This is a genomic window from Bdellovibrio sp. HCB-110 (assembly GCF_047323225.1).
Taxonomy (GTDB): Bacteria; Bdellovibrionota; Bdellovibrionia; order Bdellovibrionales; family Bdellovibrionaceae; genus Bdellovibrio.
Window position 1 is genome coordinate 3,291,576 of sequence record NZ_CP178750.1, and the last position, 20,114, is coordinate 3,311,689.

A 20,114-nucleotide genomic window follows, 5' to 3' on the forward strand; every position below is an offset into this window, starting at 1 on the left:
GCTCATCCTTCTCTGATTTCCGTCTGAGGACTGAGCCCCCAGGACTTCAGAATTTCAATTTCCTCTGCTGCCGACATCGCTTTTTTAAACTTGGCTCCCGATTGGCCACTGACACGCTTTTGGCAAGATGGCCAATTCTTGTGACGATAGACCAAGCCACCTAAGTTGCTGAGGTAACTGAAGGCTTCTTTTTTTTCTCCCGGCTGACGCATTTCAGGTAAAGAAGTATCTGCCGGAACTTCCAATAAATTGATCGAATAATTTTCCAAAGATCCTGAATACAAAGACACGTATTCATTTTTTGAAAATGCCACCGCAATACGGTCACACCTTTCATTGCCCGGAGTTCCCACGTGTCCACGGGAATACTTCCATTCAATTTTTCCCTTCGTTCCACGCTCTTGCACAACCTTTGCGATTTCTTCCCAAAGATCGCGATTGGAAACCTCTTGGCCTTCCGCCGTTCTCCAATTTCTTTTTTTCCATCCCCAGATCCACTGTGTGATTCCACGGATCAGATATGTGGAATCCGTATAGAAATGAATAGAACCGACGTGGTCTCTTACAAACTTGAGCGCCTCTAAAGCGGCCGTCATTTCCATACGATTGTTTGTTGTGGATCGCTCTCCGTCACCCAGTTCTTGAACGCGGCCTTCGGGAAAAAGAACAACGCTGCCCCATCCTCCTGGACCCGGATTTCCAGAGCAAGCACCGTCGGAAAAAATCAAAATGTAGTCACGTGATGTATTTTGCACAGATAAATCCTCGCGGACTCTGCACCGCAGTGTCAATGCTCATCGCTTCCTATTTAGGGATTACAACATGAGATCAATGAAACTTTTATAGAAGCCGTCACCACAACGCGCAGTCTCTTCATAGAATTTGGACACCTGCCTTGCCCGAGGGTCCATAGCTTGTTCAGCCTTGATGGCGGCTTTCTCTTGAGGCCGCGGAGTTGTTTCAGAGGGCTGAGGCTTTTGCGACTCTGCAGAAGATTTGGATGCCTCGGCAGTTGAGGCCTTCGGTTTTTCCTCAGGCTTCTGAGCCTCCTTAGGAGGAGGTTCTGAGGTCTTTGGTTTTTCTTTTGTACCAAAATCAGGAGGCGTCCACTTCGACGTCGTGCTTGTTGTATTAGCAGGTTTTGGACTCACTTTGATTGTGGCGTCGTATTTTTGGCGCGCCACTGGGTCCATCAAAGTGTCCCGAGTGATATTGAGTTTTTTCATCACCTCCGTGGCTGCTTTCAACTTCTGTGGTTCATTCAAATATCGGTCGGGATGATAGGCCTTCATAAGTCGACGATAAGCCGCACGGATTTCATCCGTCGAAGCATTCTTATTGATATTCAAGACATCGTACAAACTGCTTTGCGAATTCATAATGCGACGAACTTCTTCAGCACTTTGTGCGAAAACCAAGGATGGAAGCAATATCAAGATCAGAATTAACGATTTCATTTGCACACTCCTGATTTCGAAGATTCGCGAATGGCATCGGGAACTTTTTCCGGTTTCTTTTTAATAAGCTCCATGACTTGTTTGCGTTCGTTCAGAGGTAAATCAGATAAATATCCCAAGAACATGCCCATCTCTTCCGAGTCGACCTTCTTCTGACTGTTCTCTAAAACTTTAAGAACATCTTTATCCGAAGAAATTTCTTTCAGCGATGTCGCCAAAGATCTGACGGATTCAGCTTCGACTTTGGCCCCTTCTTTGGCCACCTTCGCATAAGATCCTAAGCGCGACGCCTGCGCAGCATTTTTCATCACTTTTAATCCCGCACCAAACGGAATGATCGACGCCGCTGAAAATCCAGCTTCTGCAAGCTCCGAGTACGCTTGATCTTTGGCTTTATCTGCTTTTGCAAAGGAGTTATTTGATGAACCTTCAGCAAAAGCAGAGGCCCTTAAATTTCTGGCTTCAATAAAAGATTCATGGGCTTTGGAAGAAGCATAAATGGCTTCACCACCACCCGCGATCGTTCCCGCAAGAGCGGCTCCTGCTGCGACAGTTGTCAGCGTGCCCGCCGCTGCGGTTCCAGAAAGAACGGCAGCTCCCACGCCCGCGCCGATTCCCGTTGCAAGAAGAACTCCCCCAATAACAAGACCGCCCCAGAAGATCGCTTTATCCAAAGTTTCTTTGTTCTGCGCCTTTTTGTCGTAGTCTTGCAGCGTTTTACAAATCATATCCAAAGCCCCTGGATTTTCCATCAGAAACTGCGCACTGGCCGCGGGGTTTGTGACTAATAAACTTTGCAGCGCCTCATCGACATTTTTCTTCGCGGTTTCTTTCAAATAGTCTTCGTGAGATTTTAGTTCTGCCTGTACTTCAGCGAAGGCCAGCTTCACGTCGTTCTGAACAATCACCTCTTTATTTTTTCTCTCGCGAATGGCTTTGGTATAAAGCAAAAGGTCCGTTCCTGCTTGCGGAGGCTTGACTTGCATCTCTCTCTCTCGATCCGTGAGTTCGACAGCAATATCCAACGTGTCTTTCTTGGCCGCTTCTTGCCAATAGGCTTGCGTGCTACTCAATTGCTTTTGCGCTGAATTCAAAATTTTCGCTCGGGCATCTTCTTTAAGACTTTTCTCGACGGCTTTACCAAAGTTTTGAATCTTTTTTTCCTCTTCAACAATCTCAGCACAAATTCCGGTATTTAAAACTTGAGAGTCTAAAGCCTTTGCCAAAGCTTCAGACACGCCCTTGGCGGCTGCGTGAGACAAAAGACACTTCTGCAAACGCTCTTTAAGTTGCACGACACCTAAAAGATTCTGCCCTTGTTGCAAAATCTTTTTTCCCTCTGCCGTCTGCAATTGCGCCATTTTAGCTTTATCCGCTAGGAGACTTTTAAAAGATGCGCGGAAGGAACTAACGACTTTAGGGTCTTCTAAGTTCGCAGCAGTCCATGCAATTTGTTTCGTGTATAAAAGTTCGAGATGGGATGTCGATGCCTCTGCTTTCACAGAGAACCAGAGGACAAAGAATAACATCACAGATACTGTCACGTTCATTGTTTGTTTATCGGTAAAAACGTCCGCTATACTCACGAGACTTTCGTGAAGTTTGCGCGTCGTTTGTCTCCTGTCCAATTCTTAGACAGCTTCGGGTTGCCTGGAAGCAATCTGGCCCCGCCTGTCATGGCACTGTCCCTGCAATCTCATACCTTCTGAGGAGAGTGCCTTATGTCTTTTGCTATTCGTCCCTTGATCGGAATCTTGGCTACTGTTTTATTGGCAGGTCCTGCTTTTGCCAATAATAACGCGTCAGTGACCTCTTCTCTCGTAGTGCAACAGCCTAAGAAAGAAGGCCGTTTATGGAGTGGATACGTGAATGTCAGCCGCTCAACAAGCCTGGTAGATTTTAAAGACGGTTCCCGCAAAGATGGCATGGACTACTCTCTTCGTTTTAATTTGAAACTCAATGATAAATTCACGGCACGCATTCAAGGTGGTTACTCTCAGGATTTGAAGTATCCAGAGACGGATGACTGGTCTGACACGTCCCTGAGCGTGAGCCGATCTCCTTTTGAAGTCGGCACTCACTTTTTGATCGGCTACCGCGTGGGTCTTACTGCACCAACGTCGAAAGACTCCCACACGCGCCAAAACCTTTTAACTTCAGTTTCTTCTTCTTTAAATGTGATCGTAAACCCCGACCGTCTCATTACGGGACTGGATTTATCCGGTTCTATTTCTGCGGCTCGAAATATCCATCAATACGAAACCGCTCTCGATGGTCGCGTGAACACGCAGTACTCTTCGAATCAAACCGTCTCTGTTTCTTACAGCTGGGAATCCGGAGCTTCTTTGTCAGCGGATTTCATGCATCGAAATACATGGTCTTACCAAAATGTGATGAGAGACTCTTTTGAAATGAGCCAAGAGCTGGGTTACCAATTCAATCCGACTTGGGCTGTAGCCGTTGGCCATACAAATGGCGGCTCTACTTTAAGACCGAATGGATCTGATTCTAACGTCCAAATTATGGATGAAAACAACTCGTTGGTTTACGGTTCAATGACCGTCATTTTCTAGAGGGAAAGATGCACGCTTGGCTGGTCGCACTTATACTTTTAATAAGCTTCCAGTCGACGGCTTTCGCTCAGTCACCGGCTCCCATTGATATTGTCTTTGATATTGATTGGACGACTTTTTATAGCATTGATTCCAAAGAACCTAATCAACAAAACCACCAAACTCTCGCCGTTGAAGGAAAACTCTATCGAGCCACCGATCACCTGACCGATGTTATTGAGACTCTTTTGATAAAGTATCCCGAAGTGCGCATCAGCTTTTTTAGTGGCGGCGAAAAGTCCCGCAACGAATCTTTGCTTGGAAGCGTTTATCTGTCTGATGGAAGATCTTTAAAAGAGATCGCTCATAAAGTTCTTTCAAAGGCGGATTTGACGGTCGTATCTCAGAATGAGACTTTATCTTTTTCAGAGCGCTACAAGAAAAATATTGATAAGGGCATTCCTGATTGGTCTTCACAAAGAACGATCCTGATTGACGATCAAGTTAATTTTGCAAAACCTCCCCTCGTCGCTGTGAATTCCCTAGGGCAATTTAATTATCAGAATCAATTTGATTCTTCTCGCACAAACGAGAAGCACTACCCTGCCACGGAAGCTCAATGGGCTATGGAGCGCAACAAAGCTCTTTTATGGTTGGCCATGATTGATTTCTCTATTCGCGAAGCACAACAAAGCGGCAAAGCTTTTTCACAGGTCGCTAGCGAAGTATGGGTTAAGCACTGGCAAAGTCCCCTTCAAATGGCACGCGGACAGCAGCTTATTCAAAGAAGTGCCGCCCGCTTTTGCAGTAAAGTTTTTGCCTTTTAATTTTTCTTAATAAAATTCTTCAGAATAACAAAGTGAACTTTTTTACTCGAATCAAAATCAGTTCCATAGGCTCGTGGATAGTAACCTTTCTTGGCGACAACCGCAGGCACTGGAACCTCTTTTTCAAATTTCTTTTTACTCAATAAGAAGTCTCTTGTGATCATCGGTTCTAAGAAATGCATGTCACCATTATAGAAACCATAGATGTAAGTCGCCGTGAAAGTTTTGCCGTGAAATTCAGGAGAACGAGGATCCAGCCAGTGCCATCCCATTGTCGGAACTCCCTCGGGAGTTGAGACATAAAACGGAGGAATTTCTCCGGACTCTGGTGCCTTCATACAAACCTCATGATCTGCTCCGGCACAAGTGATGGCTTCTTGGATTTCTCGAGAGATAAAATAGAAGTGCACGTCAAAATGGGGAAGCCCATAGACCGGATCAGGCTCGTGACCGTGAGGATTCCAGTTCAGAACGACGTGAGTGTAAGGCGGAATATTTAAGACAGAAGGCAAATTCAAAACATAGTTCGTCATAGGCATATGAGTCGGAAGCCCCTGAAGAGCTTTCTCCGAAAGAACCACTCCCATTGTGTTTAGCTTCCCATATTTATCGACGTCAACAAAGACCCGAGCCGCTCCCTCGCCCACTTCGACGGCCTTTCCATAAATCTTGAAAGCCTGGGCATTCAACCCCGCAAATAGCAGACAGCAAAAGATAATGAGTTCTCTCATAGAATAATCCCTCCTTTGGATTTCCTCTAAGAATAGATCTAGAGCCCCCATTTCCTCCAAACTCTGTGAGATCCAGTGTTTGAAATCATGGGAGACCACTGTCTCATATTGAGATTTCCCCGAATTGTCCTCCGTTTAAACTTTAGACGTCTTTAAAACCTGTAATGCAATTAATTCACAGCGGGGCCATTTTGTCGTGGCACTGTCAGTGCATTTGTATCTCCTAAGGAGAGAGTCTCTGTTCCATGAGCCATATATTCGATGTGGGCTTGGAGCAGTGACAAATTAGGAATGGAGAGAACTATGACTCACAAATCTCAGTACGCAAAGGCTCTGACTGCTTTAGTTGCCTTAGCCCTCTTTGTTACGGGTTGTACAAAGACGAGAGATGCGGCCTTGCCGGAAGACGCGCAAGAATCTAACTTTTCGATTTCAGAAGTTGATTCGTTGCAAACGGACAGTTCATTGGCTGTCACGACTGACGAACGTCTTTCAAATCTGAGTTTAGGTGAAGCTTCAAAAGCAACGGCTGAAAAAGGCGTTGTTGCAGTGACAGAAGTTCATGTGCCAAGCCGCCTGAAGTTCATGTTTAAAGGTCTTGAGATGACAGGACAAGCGGGTCGCTCCTACCCGATTACTTTGTCTGTCGACAAGCAATTCGTGACCGCTTATAAAATCGTAAACGACGCTTCTGAATTGTCGATCCTTGAGAAACAACTCGCTCAAGTTAAAGACGAAGTTCTTTTGCAAAAACAACTTCAAAAAACTAAGAACAATGCAGAAGTAAAAACTTTGCTTGCGAAGTTGAAACAAGCGCGTGCTCAAAAAGCGACGGCTTTGGCGAAAAAAGGTTCTAACATCCTTGTTCCGCTTTTCAAATTCAAAGTAAATGGTTACGGCGTATTGCAAAGAGTGAAAAACGAACTTAAAGAAGAGACTTCAACATTGCGTTTGAAGACAACAGACTGGAGCGAGGCGACTCACTTCACTATGTCTGTAAATCCTTCTGATCGCGTTCCCGTAGGTCTTGACCCTGCTTCCCGTGGTGATATGGACCGCACATTCGTTATGGATCGCATTAACAATAAGATCATGACGGCGGGCGCTCTTAAAAATGAGTTCCAAATTCCAGTAAATACCAAAGACGATGCTCGCGTGTTGACACTTCTTGATGTTGACGCTCTTCATGTCTTCGAAATTGGTCAATTGGGTAAAACTGAATTGACAGACTCTCAGTTGCAACAATTGAAATTGGGTTCTAACAAATCCAACGTTCGCCAATGCTCTGACGACGTCAAAAAGGCCTTGCCTGCAGAAGAACAAGCTAACTGTATCTTGATCCTTCGTTACGACGTTCCTGTAAAATACGTTCGCCCTGAATTGCCAGTTGTAGATTACGATGGCAACCAAGACGCGAAAATTTCATTCAAGGAAGTTCGCGCGGGTGAAAACGTAGGTCTTGTTCAAATCGAACAAAACGTTGAGCCTAAGAAAATCGAAAACAACAACGAAATGGATCCACGCAGAACGATCCGTATCGCTGATATTAAAGACAAGGAATTTTTCTTCAAACGCACATTGGAAGATGCTCCTGTAACGACTATTTTCCCTCCAGGTATGTCAAGCAACCTGACTATCGTTAAGTTTGAGTTGCAAGAAAACCGTTTGGTAGTTCGTAAAGCTGACAAGCTTATCAACTTCAAATCAGGTTCAAATGACACTGACTATGAAGAGTTGATGTCTATTGATGTTAAATACTTTAAGCATGAAACTAAAAATGCGGCAGGTGCGGACTACGCCATGGCTCGCCTGGTTCCGGCTTCACGCGTAGATGCAGAGTTTGTTGAATTGGATTGGTCAAAAAACAATCTTTCTTCTGACTACTCTCCTTATGAGTCTCTTCAAGAGCAATGCTTTAAGTCCATGGCCGACAAAGAAGTTTCAGATGTCGACATGAAGCTTGATAAAGGTATCCTTAACTTCTCACTTAAGTACTCAGCAGGTTTGAGTGTTTGGTGTATTACTGATTACAGAGTGACAAACGACTATAACGGCACAACGCCTTACCAAACCACGGCTCGCTTGAAAGAACGTGTTTCTTTCAAATTGAACGACGGTAAGACAGATAAGTCCTTCGTTGCGAAGATTCCATTCCGTGCCCAAAATGAACTTGGTTACGGTGTATGGACTATCGGTCAAATCAATCCAAATGATCAGGGTCTTCACGGTCGTGAAGGTCAAGAGACAAACTATCAAGTTGTTCATGACTTCCGCGATGGCAAAACTCTTGTTTACACAGTGACGGGTCTTGAGCCTTCTGTGCAACTTGAGCCAGAGATCCGTGACCTTTATATGGCAACAGCCCGTGACGTTGTAAACGCTTGGGACTTTGCTTACAAACAAGCCTTTAAAGGTACGAAATTGGAGCGCCAAGGTCGTTATGTTGAAATCCAATTCTCTGGATACGAAGGTGTAGAAGCCAAAGTCGGTGACCTTGATAAGAACATCGTTCACTTTGAAAACAAATTTAACGACAACCACGGTATCCTCGGTGTTTCCCAAGTTGGATTCAACCCGCGCTCTGGTATCGTTGTTGCCGATTCATTGATCGTCTACGCAGGTAACTTGCGTCAGTTCGTAGCAGCTTCACAACGCAATCTTAAAATCAGCCAAAACTGGGCTGATATGAAAAAAGAATTCAAGAAACAAGCTTTGGAAGAGTTGTCTAAACAACAACAAGCTGAAGCGGAAGCTCAAAAGAAAGCCGCAGAAGCTCAAAAACCGACGGCAACTCCTGAGCAAAAAGCAGAAGTGGCAGCTCAATTCACAAAACAACTAGTGAACATGGCTCGTGGCCAAAAAGCGGATCCTAAAATCCTGTCTCAAGCTAAAAACTTGAGCTTGACTGCGGGTGAAATCAGAAAAGCGACTCAGCAAATGAAATCTTTGGGCGCCGGTAAGTTCAACTATGCTTCTCCAGAAAAAGAACATGGCTGGATTGATCGCGTTCTTCGTAAATATGCTGAGAACCGTTCTATGGACGCGACAGAGCTTGAAGGTCTGGTTGCTAAGGAAGTTCTTGCTTCTAAAGGCGGTAAAGTCTCTGCGATTCAAAGAGCACAGCTTGAAAGATCAGTACGCCTTGCAGACATCCGCTCTAAAATGAACCAACAGTTTAAATCACGTCCGGGCTGTATGTTAACAGAGCGTGAATCTATCGCTAGAGATTTCGCAAACAGATCATTCAAAGATGCTCTTCGTGAAGAGTTGTTCTTCGACTTGGGCCATGAAATGGGTCACTCTCAAGGTTTGACTCACAACTTCATCGGTTCATTCGATAAAGCGAACTTCGCAAACGAAGACGGTACGGAATCAAAACGTAATTACTCTTCAATCATGGATTATATCGAACCAGGTAAATTCCGTTGGGATGGTATCGGTTCTTACGATGTCCACGCTTTGAGAGCGTCTCACTTGGGTCTTTTGGAAGTAACTCCTGAATTCAAGGCGAAACTTGAAAAACAAGGTGCTGCTGCTAAAGTTCTCGTGAATGGCAAGTACATCAGCGTACAAACTATTCAAGCTAACTTTGCTAAAGAAGGTTGGAACAACTTCTCGAAACGTCAAATTGGTGGTCTCTTGAAGCCCTACAAGTACTGCACAGACATCCATGTTGGTTACGAACCTACGTGCCAACGTTTTGACTACGGTACTTCAGCGCAAGAAGTCGTTGAAAACATGATTCAAGATTACGAAGAAGCTTACGTTACGAACTACCATAGCTGGGATCGTAATGACTTCGGTGTTGGAACTGCAAGCCGCGCTATCGGTGGCACTATCGGCACAATGTTCCAAATGCGTCAGTTCATGGACGAGTTGTTCTACATGCTTGTTCTTAGAAACGGGACACAAGAAGAGATTGGCGATTACGTCCAAGCTGCTTTGAAATCGTACATTTTCTATAACCAAGTTATCAAAACTCCAGATGCGAACTCATTGTTCAAGAGTGGAGAGCGTTTCGCAGCAGTTCCTTACCAATATAAGGAAACAGATAAAGAAGGTAACGAGACTGGAAAAGTGATCACAGACGTTGAAATCGTGGAAAAACGCGCGGTTCAAGATCTTGCGATCCGTGAAGACCGTATCGATACAGTGGGTATCGAGTACGATAAAATTATGGCGATGAACTTCCTGACTATGAAGGGATACCCAGACTATAAGTACTACTCACAAAGCATCTTGTTCTCTTTCTTGGATTTCGAGAAGTACATCTTGGGCATGTCTGCTGAACAAAGTTTCTTCGTGAACACTTTGACAGGCATGATGCTCGATCAGTTGCAACCGACTTTCACAAACGAACACGCGACATTGTCACCTGTTCGTGGCGAGAAAGCGACTGTGACTGCGGCGATGAGAATGTACGCTGGTGTTTACGGTATCTTGAATCTTGAAGCTTCCACTTTAAGAGACAAAGATAACTTTGCTAACTTCTTCAAAGTGGGAAGCAGCGTAGGTAAAGCTCCAAATGACCGTACTGTTCTTAGCCAATTGGGTGTGTCTGACAAATCGAAGGCACGTCTCAGCTACTGGGCTTTGGACAATGCGATTGCCTCTAACTTGATCTTGCAAGTAGCGGCAGAGAAAAACTTCTTCATCCAAAAAGAAGAAGAAATCGGTCCTTTGATGGAAAAACTGGCGATTGCTCAATTCCAAGATATGTTGAGCGAAGGTAAGGGCACAGAAGCGGTAACAAAAGCTAAAGACGCTCTTGTTGCGAAGTTGAACGCTCTTAACAAAAAAGGTGAGATCGTTTCTGAGGAAGTGTTGAAAGCCAACCCAAAAATGACTATCGAAGATCAAGTTGAGGGTATGATTGGTTTCAACAAACAAGTGATCGGCGTAGCGGTTGCGTTGTTGACAAAACAACAAGGTGCAGAACAAGTCGCTCAACAAGTGGCTGAACAAGCTGGTCAGTTGGCGGAAGCGCTTCCACTCTTTGCTCTTGACCAAAAGGCTTTGAAGTCAGGTCTTGATAAAATTGGAAAAGCCATGAGCCAAACTCAAGGCATGGAAGGTCTTGCACAACTTGGCGAAGCTGCGGGCCAATTGGTTGACGGAACTCAGATCGAGATCTCTTACGGTATCATCATGAAGAACGTTGAGTTCTTGAATATGCTCACTCTTATGACGAACCCTGAGTACAACAGATAAATTTTCGGTTTCTCCTGCGCGGGTCCTCTCTCTCTCCGGGCCCGCGCATTTTTTTGCGTTACTTAAAACCCCAGGAGTATTTATGAAAAAGGCGATTTTGTTAGGAATAGTTTTGCTCGGCACATCTTCCGTTTTTGCTGCCGGAGCCAAAGACTTTGTTGGTTCCTACAAACTTATCAACGATCAGGTCGAAGGCGAAACTTTCTGTTATGACAGCCTCGTGGTTGCCGAAGAAAAAGGGCTTACAAATCTCTATCGCGGCGATATGACGGAGTACGGTCCGATCGTCAGCGCTGAGCTGAACGGTAAAAAACGCGACGTGAAAGCATCTCACGGTGAAGCTCTGAGTTCTACAAAAGGTCAAGACTCTGTGACTTTGAAAAACGACACTTTGACTTTCTCATTCGAAGGCCGCGAAAGCTTGATGGGCATTCCTGCAATGCGCGTAACAGACAGCGTGGCCATCAAACTTTCTGCTGATAAAAAGATCGCTTATGCCGTTCGTAAAACTTTTGAAGGACCTGTTATCGGTCTTGGCAAAAAAGGCAAAGCTCTTTGCGAATACTCTAAAAACTAAACTTTAAATTTTGGGAAGAGGCCTTCACCCTTTGTGAGGAGCTTCTTCAACCAAGTTCCAAAGCTGTCTTCAGGTCCCGGCAAACGCTCAACGACAATAAGCTTTTTAGCGTGAAGACTGTCGATCACATGCTTCACTTGTTTTTGTGTTTCCGGGGTGTGCTCAAAGCGCACACCATAACCGGGAGCGGCTTTATTCGGGCTCTTATAAAGAACAATCCCGCGCACTTTTGTTTCTTGGCCTTCGTACTCCCAAGAAACTTCCACTTGGTCATTCTCGTTCAAAGAAGGACCTGAGGTCATAAACATTCCGCCTTGAGACAAGTTCTTCAAGAAAGATTTCGCTCCATTCACCAAACCTTCGTGATTGAAGTTGTAGCGAGGAGCCGCCTCCCACCATCGCATGCGTGGATCGAAATAAACTTTTTGCACCGAAGGAACAACAAAGTAAGCGACGATAAGAAGATCGACTAAAAGAACCACGATCAAAGCAATCAACGTGCTCCAATTCATGCTTGTCCAGTAGCTATAAAGATTCGAAAGGAAAATCACCGCCAAGCAGACAAGGTATGCCCAGTAACTCCAGCGGCGACAGATGTAGATGAAGATTCCCGCAAGGATCGGAACACCGACATAAATGAACAAAAGATGTTTGGGTAAAACTTCAAACCAATAATGCATTTGTGCAGGAATAGTTCGTCCCGCTCGAAAAGCATTCAGTAACAAGTTACCAACTGGAGCCAACACATGAAGTAATGCAAGAACGATCAGAGACCATGGTTTTGTTTTCATATAAAAAGGATAAGGAACCCTTAGGACCTAGACAACTAAAAAATCCTGAAGGCGTTTTTCCATCCGGACATTCATGTCTTCTAAACTGCGGACACTTTCGATTTTCACCACTTCATCCATGGGATAAACAACGGCCAACTTGACGTCTTTAACTCCATTTAAGTATTTCATACGGTACAAAGCCCAGGCATAGGCCTCAAGTTGTTTGAAAGCCGTGTCGGAATATCGCTGTGAACCGGTTTTATAGTCCACCATCCAAAGTGTTTCACCGACGATGCCCCACAAATCAATCTGCCCCTGCATCAAAGAGTCCTGGTACTTAAGAGCAAACCCCCACTCCACATAACCTTTTTCAATAATTTCAAGAAGTGGAATCTGTTGTGTGTTCGCTAAGAACTGCAAAGGCTTCTTAAGGTCGTCTTCCGAAACCTTCAACAGCTCATTATAAGAAGTGAACTTTAAAGCTTCAAAAAGTCTATGGGCATTGGTTCCTTGTTGTGCTCGGGCTAGACCTACTCCCAATTGAGTGGCTTTGGGCGTATAAACTTCCAACGACAAAGCTTCTGGTGCGACAAGTTCGGTGACGGAAATATACTTTCGTTTTTCTTCACTTTGCGGAGACTGCCACAGAGGACGTAAAGCCTTTTGCGCCAAATCTTGCTCAGCCATTTTCCGTGGAAGGCCGTTTTCGACTCTGACGACGTAAGAAAAGTCTTTTTCCTGATGAAGGCCTTCTTCCAAAAGCAAAGGACAGTGGGCGGCCCATGATTTTTTTCCGATCTTTTTATCCCAAAGTAAAGTCACGCCGGACTTTGCGCGGGTTAGAGCCACATAAAGAACCCGATTGAACTCTTCGGCTTCTCTTTTTCTTAGCTCTTCGGTGATCTGATCCGCGAGAATACTTCCGGCCATGGCTTGAGTTTCTTCATTGCGCACTTTCAAAGACCACAAACCATCTTGTTCGCGAATACTTAAGATCGGCGCATGACTGTTGCGAGGGTCTTGCCCCATGCCAGGTAAAATCACCTGATCGAACTGCAAACCTTTGGAAGCGTGCACGGTCATAAAGTTGACTCTCTTCGGTTCAATCACCGGAGTGGCATCCGCATCCTCCCCGCCTTCATCGGCAGAAAGAGTTTCCAGGCTGGAATCTAAGAAGTCCAAAAAGTTAAACCCTGGACGACGTTCTTCTTGGCTTAAGAGCGAGACCACTTTCCATAAGTTCGCTTCACGTCTTCCCGTTGAATCAATTTTTGCCGAGTAATCAAAAAGACCTAAATCAATCAATGCCTTTTTCAAGGTCCAAGAAAGACCTTTCACTTCACTTTGCGCAAGAAGACCTTTCAAAATACGCAAAGGATGATTCTCTTCTTTTTGTTCAAGAGTCTTTTGCGCTTCTTTCCAGAAAGAATGTTTGTAGCTATGGCAGTAACTTGCGATCTCGCTATCATTCATCACGAGCCAAGGCGATCTTAAGAGGGCCACAAAATTAGCGTTGTCATGAGGGTTCACTAGAAATTTTAATAGAGCTAAGGCATCCAAGACTTCGCGACGTTCATAAAATCCACTGCCACTATGAAGTTGCAATGGAACACCGTACTCTTGCGCAACTTTGGCGATATCTTCCAAAGTTTTATGGGTTCTTCCCAAAACGCAGATCTGTTCTGGGCTCACTCCTTCATTTAAAAGTTCCTGAATACGGGCGACCGTTGTTAAAACTTCGGCAGAGGTTTCATCTTCCTCCCCGGTTTCCGTCAAAAGAACTTGCGCAACAGGGTCCGAATTTCCTTTGCGAATTTTATCTGGAGCTGGCGTCATCGCCGCAAACTGTGGACTGAGCTTTGTAAAGTAGTGATTGAAAAACTCCAGAACTTCAGGCGATGAACGATAATTGACAAGCTTGATTTGCACATCGCCGTCTTGATTCTGAATTTCCTGCACTTTTTCTTGAAAGACTTCCGAGCGCGCTCCCCGGAAAAGATAAATACTTTGCTGAGGATCGCCGACCACGAACAAGGGTTTTTCGCCAATCAAATGGCGCAAGAGTTCCACTTGCACGGGACTTGTATCCTGATACTCATCGACCATCCAGAAATCCCATTCCTGGGAAAATTTCTGAGCTGCTTCCGGAGACTCACGGATGATTTTAAATGCTAAAGTTTCCAGATCACTCATTGAAAGCAAACCGTTTTCAAGTTTGGTTTGCATAAAGTCGCGACAGAAATTTTTCGCAAGCTCTTCAAAAAGTTCACAGTTCTTTTGGTGCTTTTCCCAAAAGGACGGACGGTAACGAGGCTCACCTAAAAGAACATCAATGCGATCCCGCAAAGTTTCCAGTTCCTCATTCAGGCTTAATGAAAAGGGAGGTGTGGCTTTACGGAAAACAGGCTTTGAAGTGAATTCCCAAAAACTTTCAAGTCTTTCAAAGAAGGACTCCCAGTTTTGGCCGCTCACGGTCCAATCAAAAGAAGCCAAGGACCGCGCATACTCCTCCCATTTGTCGTTGGAAGTTTCTTGCATGATCTCGGTACAGACTCGCTTGAGTTTTCCTGAAATATTTTGAACCGTTTTTCCCGCTTCGATTTGCAGTTCATCCTTGGGAATAAACTTCATCTCGGGAAAAATAACGTTTTCGCCAAAATATTTAAGCAAAGCTCCTTCAAGAATTTGAAAGTCATACTCTTCAAGAAGTTCCTGCAACTGAGGATTTTCGAGGAGGTACTTGCGCATAATTTTACGCGCGCCTTTTTTAATCTCGGAATCACTCATGATCTTATAGTCCGGAGTCAAACCCACAGCAGATCCATAGCGGGATAAGAAGAGACTTAACACCCCGTGGATTGTCGAAATCTGAACCTGAGATTTAGAACTCACGTAATGGAACAGGTCCTCTCGACCGTCCTCCAAGGCTTTGCTTAAAAGACGCTCTTTCAGCTCCTGAGTTGCTTTACGGGTAAAAGTCGTCACGACGATGCGCGGGAACTTTTTGTTCTTCTCTTTAAAGTCGCTGGCAAACTTTAAAAAAGTCTGAGTCAATGTCGTGGTCTTCCCCGCCCCGGCTCCGGCGCGAAGAATGGTATTTTTTAATTCAGATGTGGTGCTCGACATTGTCGCCTCCACTCGCAGTTCACACAGGTTTTAAATTCAGCGGGCTCAGCCTGGCACTCGCCTTTTTTAATACGATCCAAAGTTCCCATCAAAAGAGTGCTGAACTCGGTCATATATCTTTCTTTTGCTTCAAAACTGGCATTCTTGTCTTTGCGTTTTGATGCCGGGTACAAAGATCCCGCAAGATCTTCAATCTTGAAGCCTTTTCTCTCAAAATTCCTAAAGACATAGTAGAAAAGCCCAATGACTTCACCACCCATATCTTCAAGAAGACCTTTTTCGATCACCCACATATAGAAGAGGAGCTGCAATTCGCGGTTCTTAAACCACGAAGCATGGGCCGAAATGCCGCCTGAAGAACTTTTGTAATCGACAACGACTAGGTGATTGGCATCATCCCCGTCAATTCTGTCAACCTGTCCCGAGATACGGAAACAACCATCTTTGGCTTCTCGTGAGATCTCTTCGGTCTTGGGATCAAAATAAAATTCAAAACGTTTTTCACGAGCTAAAGTGCGCGTCTTTTTAAACTCTTCACGCCAACGCTTCTCAAAGTCCAAAAATCTTAAACCCAGTTGGATGTGTTTCTTCTTTAAAGGAATCCACAAACGTTCATCGGCAAAAAGAAGTTTCTTTTCACTGCGAACGGATTCGAGAATCTGATCCAGCTCTTCAGCCTTCCAATCAAAACGCATAGGTTCTATGGTTAGCTTCTCAAAAAGAGCATGGGCCAATTGCCCTCGTGTTCTGTGATCGACATCCAAATCAACATCGGGAAGATCTTTAAGTTTGAAATAACGTTGGGCCGCAAAAACAAACGGACACTCTAAGAAACTTTCCACTGAAGAAGCCGAGATTCGCGGAAGCTCCGCTGTGGTAATCAAGTCGAACTCTTGCTTTCCCAGATCTTGAGCGATTCTTTTTTGAATAACCTCTTTCCGAGGTTGAATCCAAGGACGGCTTCCTCGCTCTTCCGAGTGCTGAAGTTCATCCCAGCGAGTTTCTTTAGGCAGTGTGAGTTTTTCGTGATCGCCCTTTAGACTCATCCAAAAAGTCGCCGGAGAACATAGGGAGCCATTGAGATCCGTCGCCCCAAAACAGTAAATGTCTTCAACACTTTCAGCTTCTGCAAGCAAACGAAGTTCAAACTCCAAATCGCTTTGATCCGGATTGTCCAAATAAAAACCAATGTCTTTAGCTAACTCAAAATAATCTTGTCCGGAAAGCTGTGTCTTATTGCGGCTGCGCAAAGACTCATCGGTCAACCCAATGAAAATACGGTGCTGGGCTTTTTCACTATGCGCCGACATCAGCTTTGTCACTAAGACGCCCCGAGGGTTTCCTTTTTCCAAAGTGTATTCCTTGGCAGCGACAATGCTTTCAAGATAGCTAAGCCACTCTTTCCAAATAAGCTTTGTGGTGCTTGTGGCATTTTGCAAAAGCTCTCTTAAAACAATTTGTACAATGTCCGTCTCTGACGAGTTCCAATAAAGCAAGGCTTTAGCTACGAATTCATCCCGGCCTAAAAGACCGGTCAGATCCAGTTGCTCATGAAAAACTTTATAAACAATGTCATTGCGAGCCAGATCTTCATTCACATACAGGCTTTTAAACAAAGAGCGGAACTCTTCGTAACGAAGTTCTTGCGATTCTTCTTTTTCAAAAAAAGAAATCTCTAAATCTGAACTAGAAAGACGTCCACTTTTTGAACGAAGAAGTGCCAACCATCTTGTGACAGAAGGCAGACTCTGCGCCTTGTGAGTAATATCTTTTTGCGCGGGAATTCCCTCTTCTTCCAAATACGATTGAAGAACGGGCCAATAAATCTCGATATCAGGAGCAACAAGCGCAATGGAGTCTGCCGAAATACCTTGATCTAACCACTCACGCACTTGTCCCACACTGTGTTTAATCTCTGCAAGCATTCCAGAAAAACGCAAAACCTCTGTGCGTTTTTCTTTCTTTACCACAGGGGACAAAGTTTCAACTTTTTGACTTTGCGCTCGCAAGTCTTCATAAGGCTTTAAAAGAAAATGGAAGTCCGCTTTCCAAGCAGGACTTGGCTCTAAGATAACGACATCCACCGAGCGAGAAAGAACACGCAAGATCTCAGCTTCAACCCGAGAAATCTCCCCGCTCAGATCCACAATCAAAGGAATGTTCCAAACTCTTTCAAGCTCATTGAAGTTTTGCAGATAGGCCGTAATCCAATCGGCCGTGATCACTCGATGGTCTTGCAAAAGTTTGAGCGCACAAAAACGCGCACGCAGATACCATTCTTTCCAACGATTCATCGATTCCGGATGAGTTTGAAACCACTCTTCCAAACGTGTCGTGCCTTCCGGATGGAAAAGAATCGCCGACATTTGGTCGATATATGAAAATACTGTGTCTTCCGCAGATGAATTCACACCCAAAACATCGGCGTGTTCATCCATAATCGTTCTAAGAAGAGAACGGGCGAAAGGATCACTCACCAAACGCAACCCCGGATCAAGACGCTTTAAAAGAATTTTCCAAAGGTCACTGGCACGCAGAACCGATTCGTCGATGTACTGGCCTTCGCGGCCCAGAATTTTTTGTTGGAGTTCGAACTTTGTGCGCAAATCCGATACAAGCCACGACTGTTCTCGCGGATTGTATTTAGCAAAGATCTCTGAAATCTGAGATCGACTTTCTATCGGAATGATTTGCAACATTATCTAGATTACCGGCGTTGTTTTAGTTTTCTTCTCTTGCCGTTATTATCCGTGAATTTGAAGTTAGCATCAAAGCTTAAATCAAAACTGAGACTCACCATATAACGAGCATCGCCCGCCTGACCTGGATAAAGTCCGGTTTCTTCAGTGTAACTGACTGCATCTAACTGAAATATTAATAAATTTATGCCTGCCCCATAGCTGAGGTAGCCTTGGTTATATCCCGCTCTCAAATCAATCATAGGCAAGGAAATCTCCGCACCCACGTGGATTTTCTTTCCAAGCTCAATATCCGGCTCCATCAAATGCCGCGCTTCCAATCCCAAGGACAAATCCAAACCTGGAAGATCGACACCCAGCCCCGCACCAAAAGTTAAATTCTGCTCAATGTGAGGTGGCGCATCAGTTCCCGCTGTTTGTTTAAATGCGGTGCTACCCACGTCTTGCCAAACCAAAGCAAGTGTCGGTTTTAAAACAGGAGCTTGCAGTTCTGTCGAGATGGCCAAGTCAAATCCGTAACCCGTTCCCTTATTTTGAAACCTGTCACCGATATCTTGAAGACTTGAGGCATCCGCCACGTCTGAAACGGCAAGTTCTTGAACACTGCCACCCCAACGATTGATTCTCTTTAAACTCATTCCCAAATAAGTTCCAGGTCCCAATGGAAATGCGGTTCCGAGGTAAACAGCTTCATCGTTTCTAAAATAGGTTTCAAACTGCGGAAACGCGGGATTGTGCAACTCCACCGAGACTTCACTGTCATTTAAATATCCCAGAGCCAGAAAAGGAAGTGCAACAGCGGCTTTTCCGGTTGCCTGGGCCCACATTTTTTTTCCATAGAATTGATTGAATGTCGTAGGATCGTTGGGGTCGATATCTTGAAAGGCCGAGAGATTTTCAACGAGCTCCGTGTTTGCACCGACCGTCAGCTCCATCAATTTAATATCCAAAACAGAGCCCCGGCCCAGAGCCGCTGGATTCACAAACAAAGCATCTGCTCCACCCACGAAAGGAACGTAAACTCCTCCCATACCACGGGCGCGAATGGAGCGACCAGTATCACCCAAAGATTGCGCCCACGTTTGGCTAGAAAAAATTAAGAACAGAAACGCCAATAACTTCATGGTTTCGCCAACCCCGGACAACAATCGATTGTAACAGCTACTTTCGGTGGCGATTGTGCATCCAAATCAAAAGTAATGTCGGCGATATCGCAAGATCCCGCCATGCCCACACCTAACGAAGCATCCGCAATCATTCTTCTAAAAATACGGCGCATTTTATCAGGCACCGCAGAGTCATCCGTATTCAAACAATTGATAGGGTCCGCAATATCATTAGGCAATCCCAAGTCCAACCACGTCGGGGGATCTGCATGGCCCAACATCGGCCACGTCACTCCTCCTGGTACACTCGGGTCGAGTGACTGCGGAGTTGTTTTATCCAAAGTCGGTACTGCTGTTTCACAAAGAGTTTTCGCCGATTCAAAAGAAGAACCCGCAGTTCCCCCTGTGAGTTGATCACCCAAGGCCGAAAGATTCTCAAACACCAAACCTACTCCCGAGATGATGCGATTCATGTCTGCGTCTGACAAGCGACCTGCAGCATCGGCGATCACGCAAGAATCCGCTCCGGCATCGACGATACCATCACCTAACCCTGAGGACTCTGTATCAAACTTTGCATGGATTGTTGTCGCCATCCGAGTCAGTCCGAGAATGGCCGCAAAAGCATTTTGTTGGCTCGTTCTTTCTGCAGCCGTGGCGCCAATGCTTTTAAGAGCCGTGATCGCATTGTCGCAGGCGGTGACATCGACAACTTTTCCTGCATAAAGCTGCAAAGCAAACTCAAACATTTTTGTCGATGAGACATTGCTTAAGCTATGAATAAGATCAAAAAAGGAAATACCACACTTACCGCCATAGGCATGCATCAAACTTGTCTTCACTTCGTTACGAGCTTGATAGCTGGCAGAGAGTTGGTTTGTCATGATATCAATGGCGCCATCCCAATCGAAGTCGTCCATTTTATTTTTTGCATCTAAATAAAGAGCTTCGTCAGAGTCCGTGTTGGAATACTCCGTCAATACATTCGGCTGTCCACAAGAAGTGGTCAGCACCAAACTCATGAGAATGACCAATAGGTTTTTATACTTCATGCT

At 45.0% G+C, this 20,114-nt stretch carries 13 protein-coding genes; 4 read left to right on the forward strand and 9 right to left on the reverse strand.

Features of this window, described 5'->3' with window-relative positions; translation table 11 throughout:
• Positions 1 to 2 precede the first annotated feature (2 nt).
• From rnhA to ACL934_RS15695, 3 genes are read right to left on the reverse strand one after another with little or no spacing between them, the layout of a single operon-like run.
• Positions 3 to 755 (reverse strand): ribonuclease HI, encoded by a 753-nt coding sequence (rnhA, locus tag ACL934_RS15685; RefSeq protein WP_374075019.1) that lies wholly within the window; start codon positions 753 to 755, stop codon positions 3 to 5.
• Positions 756 to 815: 60 nt separating this feature from the next.
• Positions 816 to 1,457, reverse strand: a complete 642-nt coding sequence (locus tag ACL934_RS15690; protein ID WP_374075021.1) for a DnaJ domain-containing protein — start codon at positions 1,455 to 1,457, stop codon at positions 816 to 818.
• Positions 1,454 to 3,007: a tolA protein gene (locus tag ACL934_RS15695; protein WP_413612552.1), complete on the reverse strand. Its 1,554-nt coding sequence runs from the start codon at positions 3,005 to 3,007 to the stop codon at positions 1,454 to 1,456. Before ACL934_RS15695 ends, ACL934_RS15690 begins: the two co-directional genes overlap by 4 nt.
• A gap of 171 nt (positions 3,008 to 3,178) precedes the next feature.
• On the opposite strand from ACL934_RS15695, the gene ACL934_RS15700 reads away from it, so the two are divergent.
• Both ACL934_RS15700 and ACL934_RS15705 read left to right on the forward strand, forming a co-directional pair.
• On the forward strand, positions 3,179 to 4,030 hold the full coding sequence (locus tag ACL934_RS15700) for a hypothetical protein (protein WP_374075027.1): 852 nt from the start codon (positions 3,179 to 3,181) through the stop codon (positions 4,028 to 4,030).
• A gap of 8 nt (positions 4,031 to 4,038) precedes the next feature.
• Complete coding sequence (locus ACL934_RS15705; protein ID WP_374075028.1) at positions 4,039 to 4,836, forward strand: hypothetical protein; 798 nt, start codon at positions 4,039 to 4,041, stop codon at positions 4,834 to 4,836.
• Here the strand turns inward: ACL934_RS15705 and ACL934_RS15710 are convergent.
• A complete protein-coding gene (locus tag ACL934_RS15710; RefSeq protein WP_374075029.1) occupies positions 4,833 to 5,567 on the reverse strand; it encodes a DUF5602 domain-containing protein in 735 nt (244 codons plus the stop codon). The genes ACL934_RS15705 and ACL934_RS15710 overlap by 4 nt on opposite strands.
• Before the next feature lie 303 nt (positions 5,568 to 5,870).
• On the opposite strand from ACL934_RS15710, the gene ACL934_RS15715 reads away from it, so the two are divergent.
• Both ACL934_RS15715 and ACL934_RS15720 read left to right on the forward strand, forming a co-directional pair.
• On the forward strand, positions 5,871 to 10,778 hold the full coding sequence (locus ACL934_RS15715; protein WP_413612553.1) for a hypothetical protein: 4,908 nt from the start codon (positions 5,871 to 5,873) through the stop codon (positions 10,776 to 10,778).
• Between the two features lie 82 nt (positions 10,779 to 10,860).
• Entirely contained in the window at positions 10,861 to 11,355 is a 495-nt protein-coding gene (locus ACL934_RS15720; protein WP_374075031.1) for a hypothetical protein, read from the forward strand.
• On the opposite strand, the gene ACL934_RS15725 is transcribed toward ACL934_RS15720, so the two are convergent.
• The 5 genes from ACL934_RS15725 to ACL934_RS15745 are packed head-to-tail and all read right to left on the reverse strand — an operon-like array spanning position 11,352 to position 20,111.
• A complete protein-coding gene (locus ACL934_RS15725; RefSeq protein ID WP_374075032.1) occupies positions 11,352 to 12,146 on the reverse strand; it encodes a PilZ domain-containing protein in 795 nt (264 codons plus the stop codon). The genes ACL934_RS15720 and ACL934_RS15725 overlap by 4 nt on opposite strands.
• A 27-nt stretch (positions 12,147 to 12,173) precedes the next feature.
• Entirely contained in the window at positions 12,174 to 15,254 is a 3,081-nt protein-coding gene (locus ACL934_RS15730; RefSeq protein WP_413612554.1) for a UvrD-helicase domain-containing protein, read from the reverse strand.
• Positions 15,230 to 17,953, reverse strand: a complete 2,724-nt coding sequence (locus ACL934_RS15735) for a PD-(D/E)XK nuclease family protein (RefSeq protein WP_374075036.1) — start codon at positions 17,951 to 17,953, stop codon at positions 15,230 to 15,232. The genes ACL934_RS15730 and ACL934_RS15735 overlap by 25 nt, the downstream gene beginning before the upstream one ends.
• 8 nt (positions 17,954 to 17,961) lie before the next feature.
• Positions 17,962 to 19,077, reverse strand: a complete 1,116-nt coding sequence (locus tag ACL934_RS15740; RefSeq protein ID WP_374075038.1) for a hypothetical protein — start codon at positions 19,075 to 19,077, stop codon at positions 17,962 to 17,964.
• Positions 19,074 to 20,111 carry a hypothetical protein gene (locus tag ACL934_RS15745; protein WP_374075040.1) on the reverse strand — a complete coding sequence of 346 codons (1,038 nt, stop codon included), beginning with the start codon at positions 20,109 to 20,111 and terminating at the stop codon, positions 19,074 to 19,076. The genes ACL934_RS15740 and ACL934_RS15745 overlap by 4 nt, the downstream gene beginning before the upstream one ends.
• Between the last annotated feature and the right edge of the window lie 3 nt (positions 20,112 to 20,114).

Bases quoted from the DNA above. Each gene is read 5' to 3' on its own strand.
- ACL934_RS15690 (WP_374075021.1), bottom strand. From the start codon at position 1,457: ATGAAATCGTTAATTCTGATCTTGATATTGCTTCCATCCTTGGTTTTC.
- ACL934_RS15715 (WP_413612553.1), top strand. From the start codon at position 5,871: ATGACTCACAAATCTCAGTACGCAAAGGCTCTGACTGCTTTAGTTGCC.
- ACL934_RS15740 (WP_374075038.1), bottom strand. From the start codon at position 19,077: ATGAAGTTATTGGCGTTTCTGTTCTTAATTTTTTCTAGCCAAACGTGG.
- ACL934_RS15725 (WP_374075032.1), bottom strand. From the start codon at position 12,146: ATGAAAACAAAACCATGGTCTCTGATCGTTCTTGCATTACTTCATGTG.
- ACL934_RS15735 (WP_374075036.1), bottom strand. From the start codon at position 17,953: ATGTTGCAAATCATTCCGATAGAAAGTCGATCTCAGATTTCAGAGATC.
- ACL934_RS15695 (WP_413612552.1), bottom strand. From the start codon at position 3,007: ATGAACGTGACAGTATCTGTGATGTTATTCTTTGTCCTCTGGTTCTCT.
- ACL934_RS15720 (WP_374075031.1), top strand. From the start codon at position 10,861: ATGAAAAAGGCGATTTTGTTAGGAATAGTTTTGCTCGGCACATCTTCC.
- ACL934_RS15705 (WP_374075028.1), top strand. From the start codon at position 4,039: ATGCACGCTTGGCTGGTCGCACTTATACTTTTAATAAGCTTCCAGTCG.
- ACL934_RS15745 (WP_374075040.1), bottom strand. From the start codon at position 20,111: ATGAAGTATAAAAACCTATTGGTCATTCTCATGAGTTTGGTGCTGACC.
- ACL934_RS15710 (WP_374075029.1), bottom strand. From the start codon at position 5,567: ATGAGAGAACTCATTATCTTTTGCTGTCTGCTATTTGCGGGGTTGAAT.
- ACL934_RS15700 (WP_374075027.1), top strand. From the start codon at position 3,179: ATGTCTTTTGCTATTCGTCCCTTGATCGGAATCTTGGCTACTGTTTTA.
- ACL934_RS15730 (WP_413612554.1), bottom strand. From the start codon at position 15,254: ATGTCGAGCACCACATCTGAATTAAAAAATACCATTCTTCGCGCCGGA.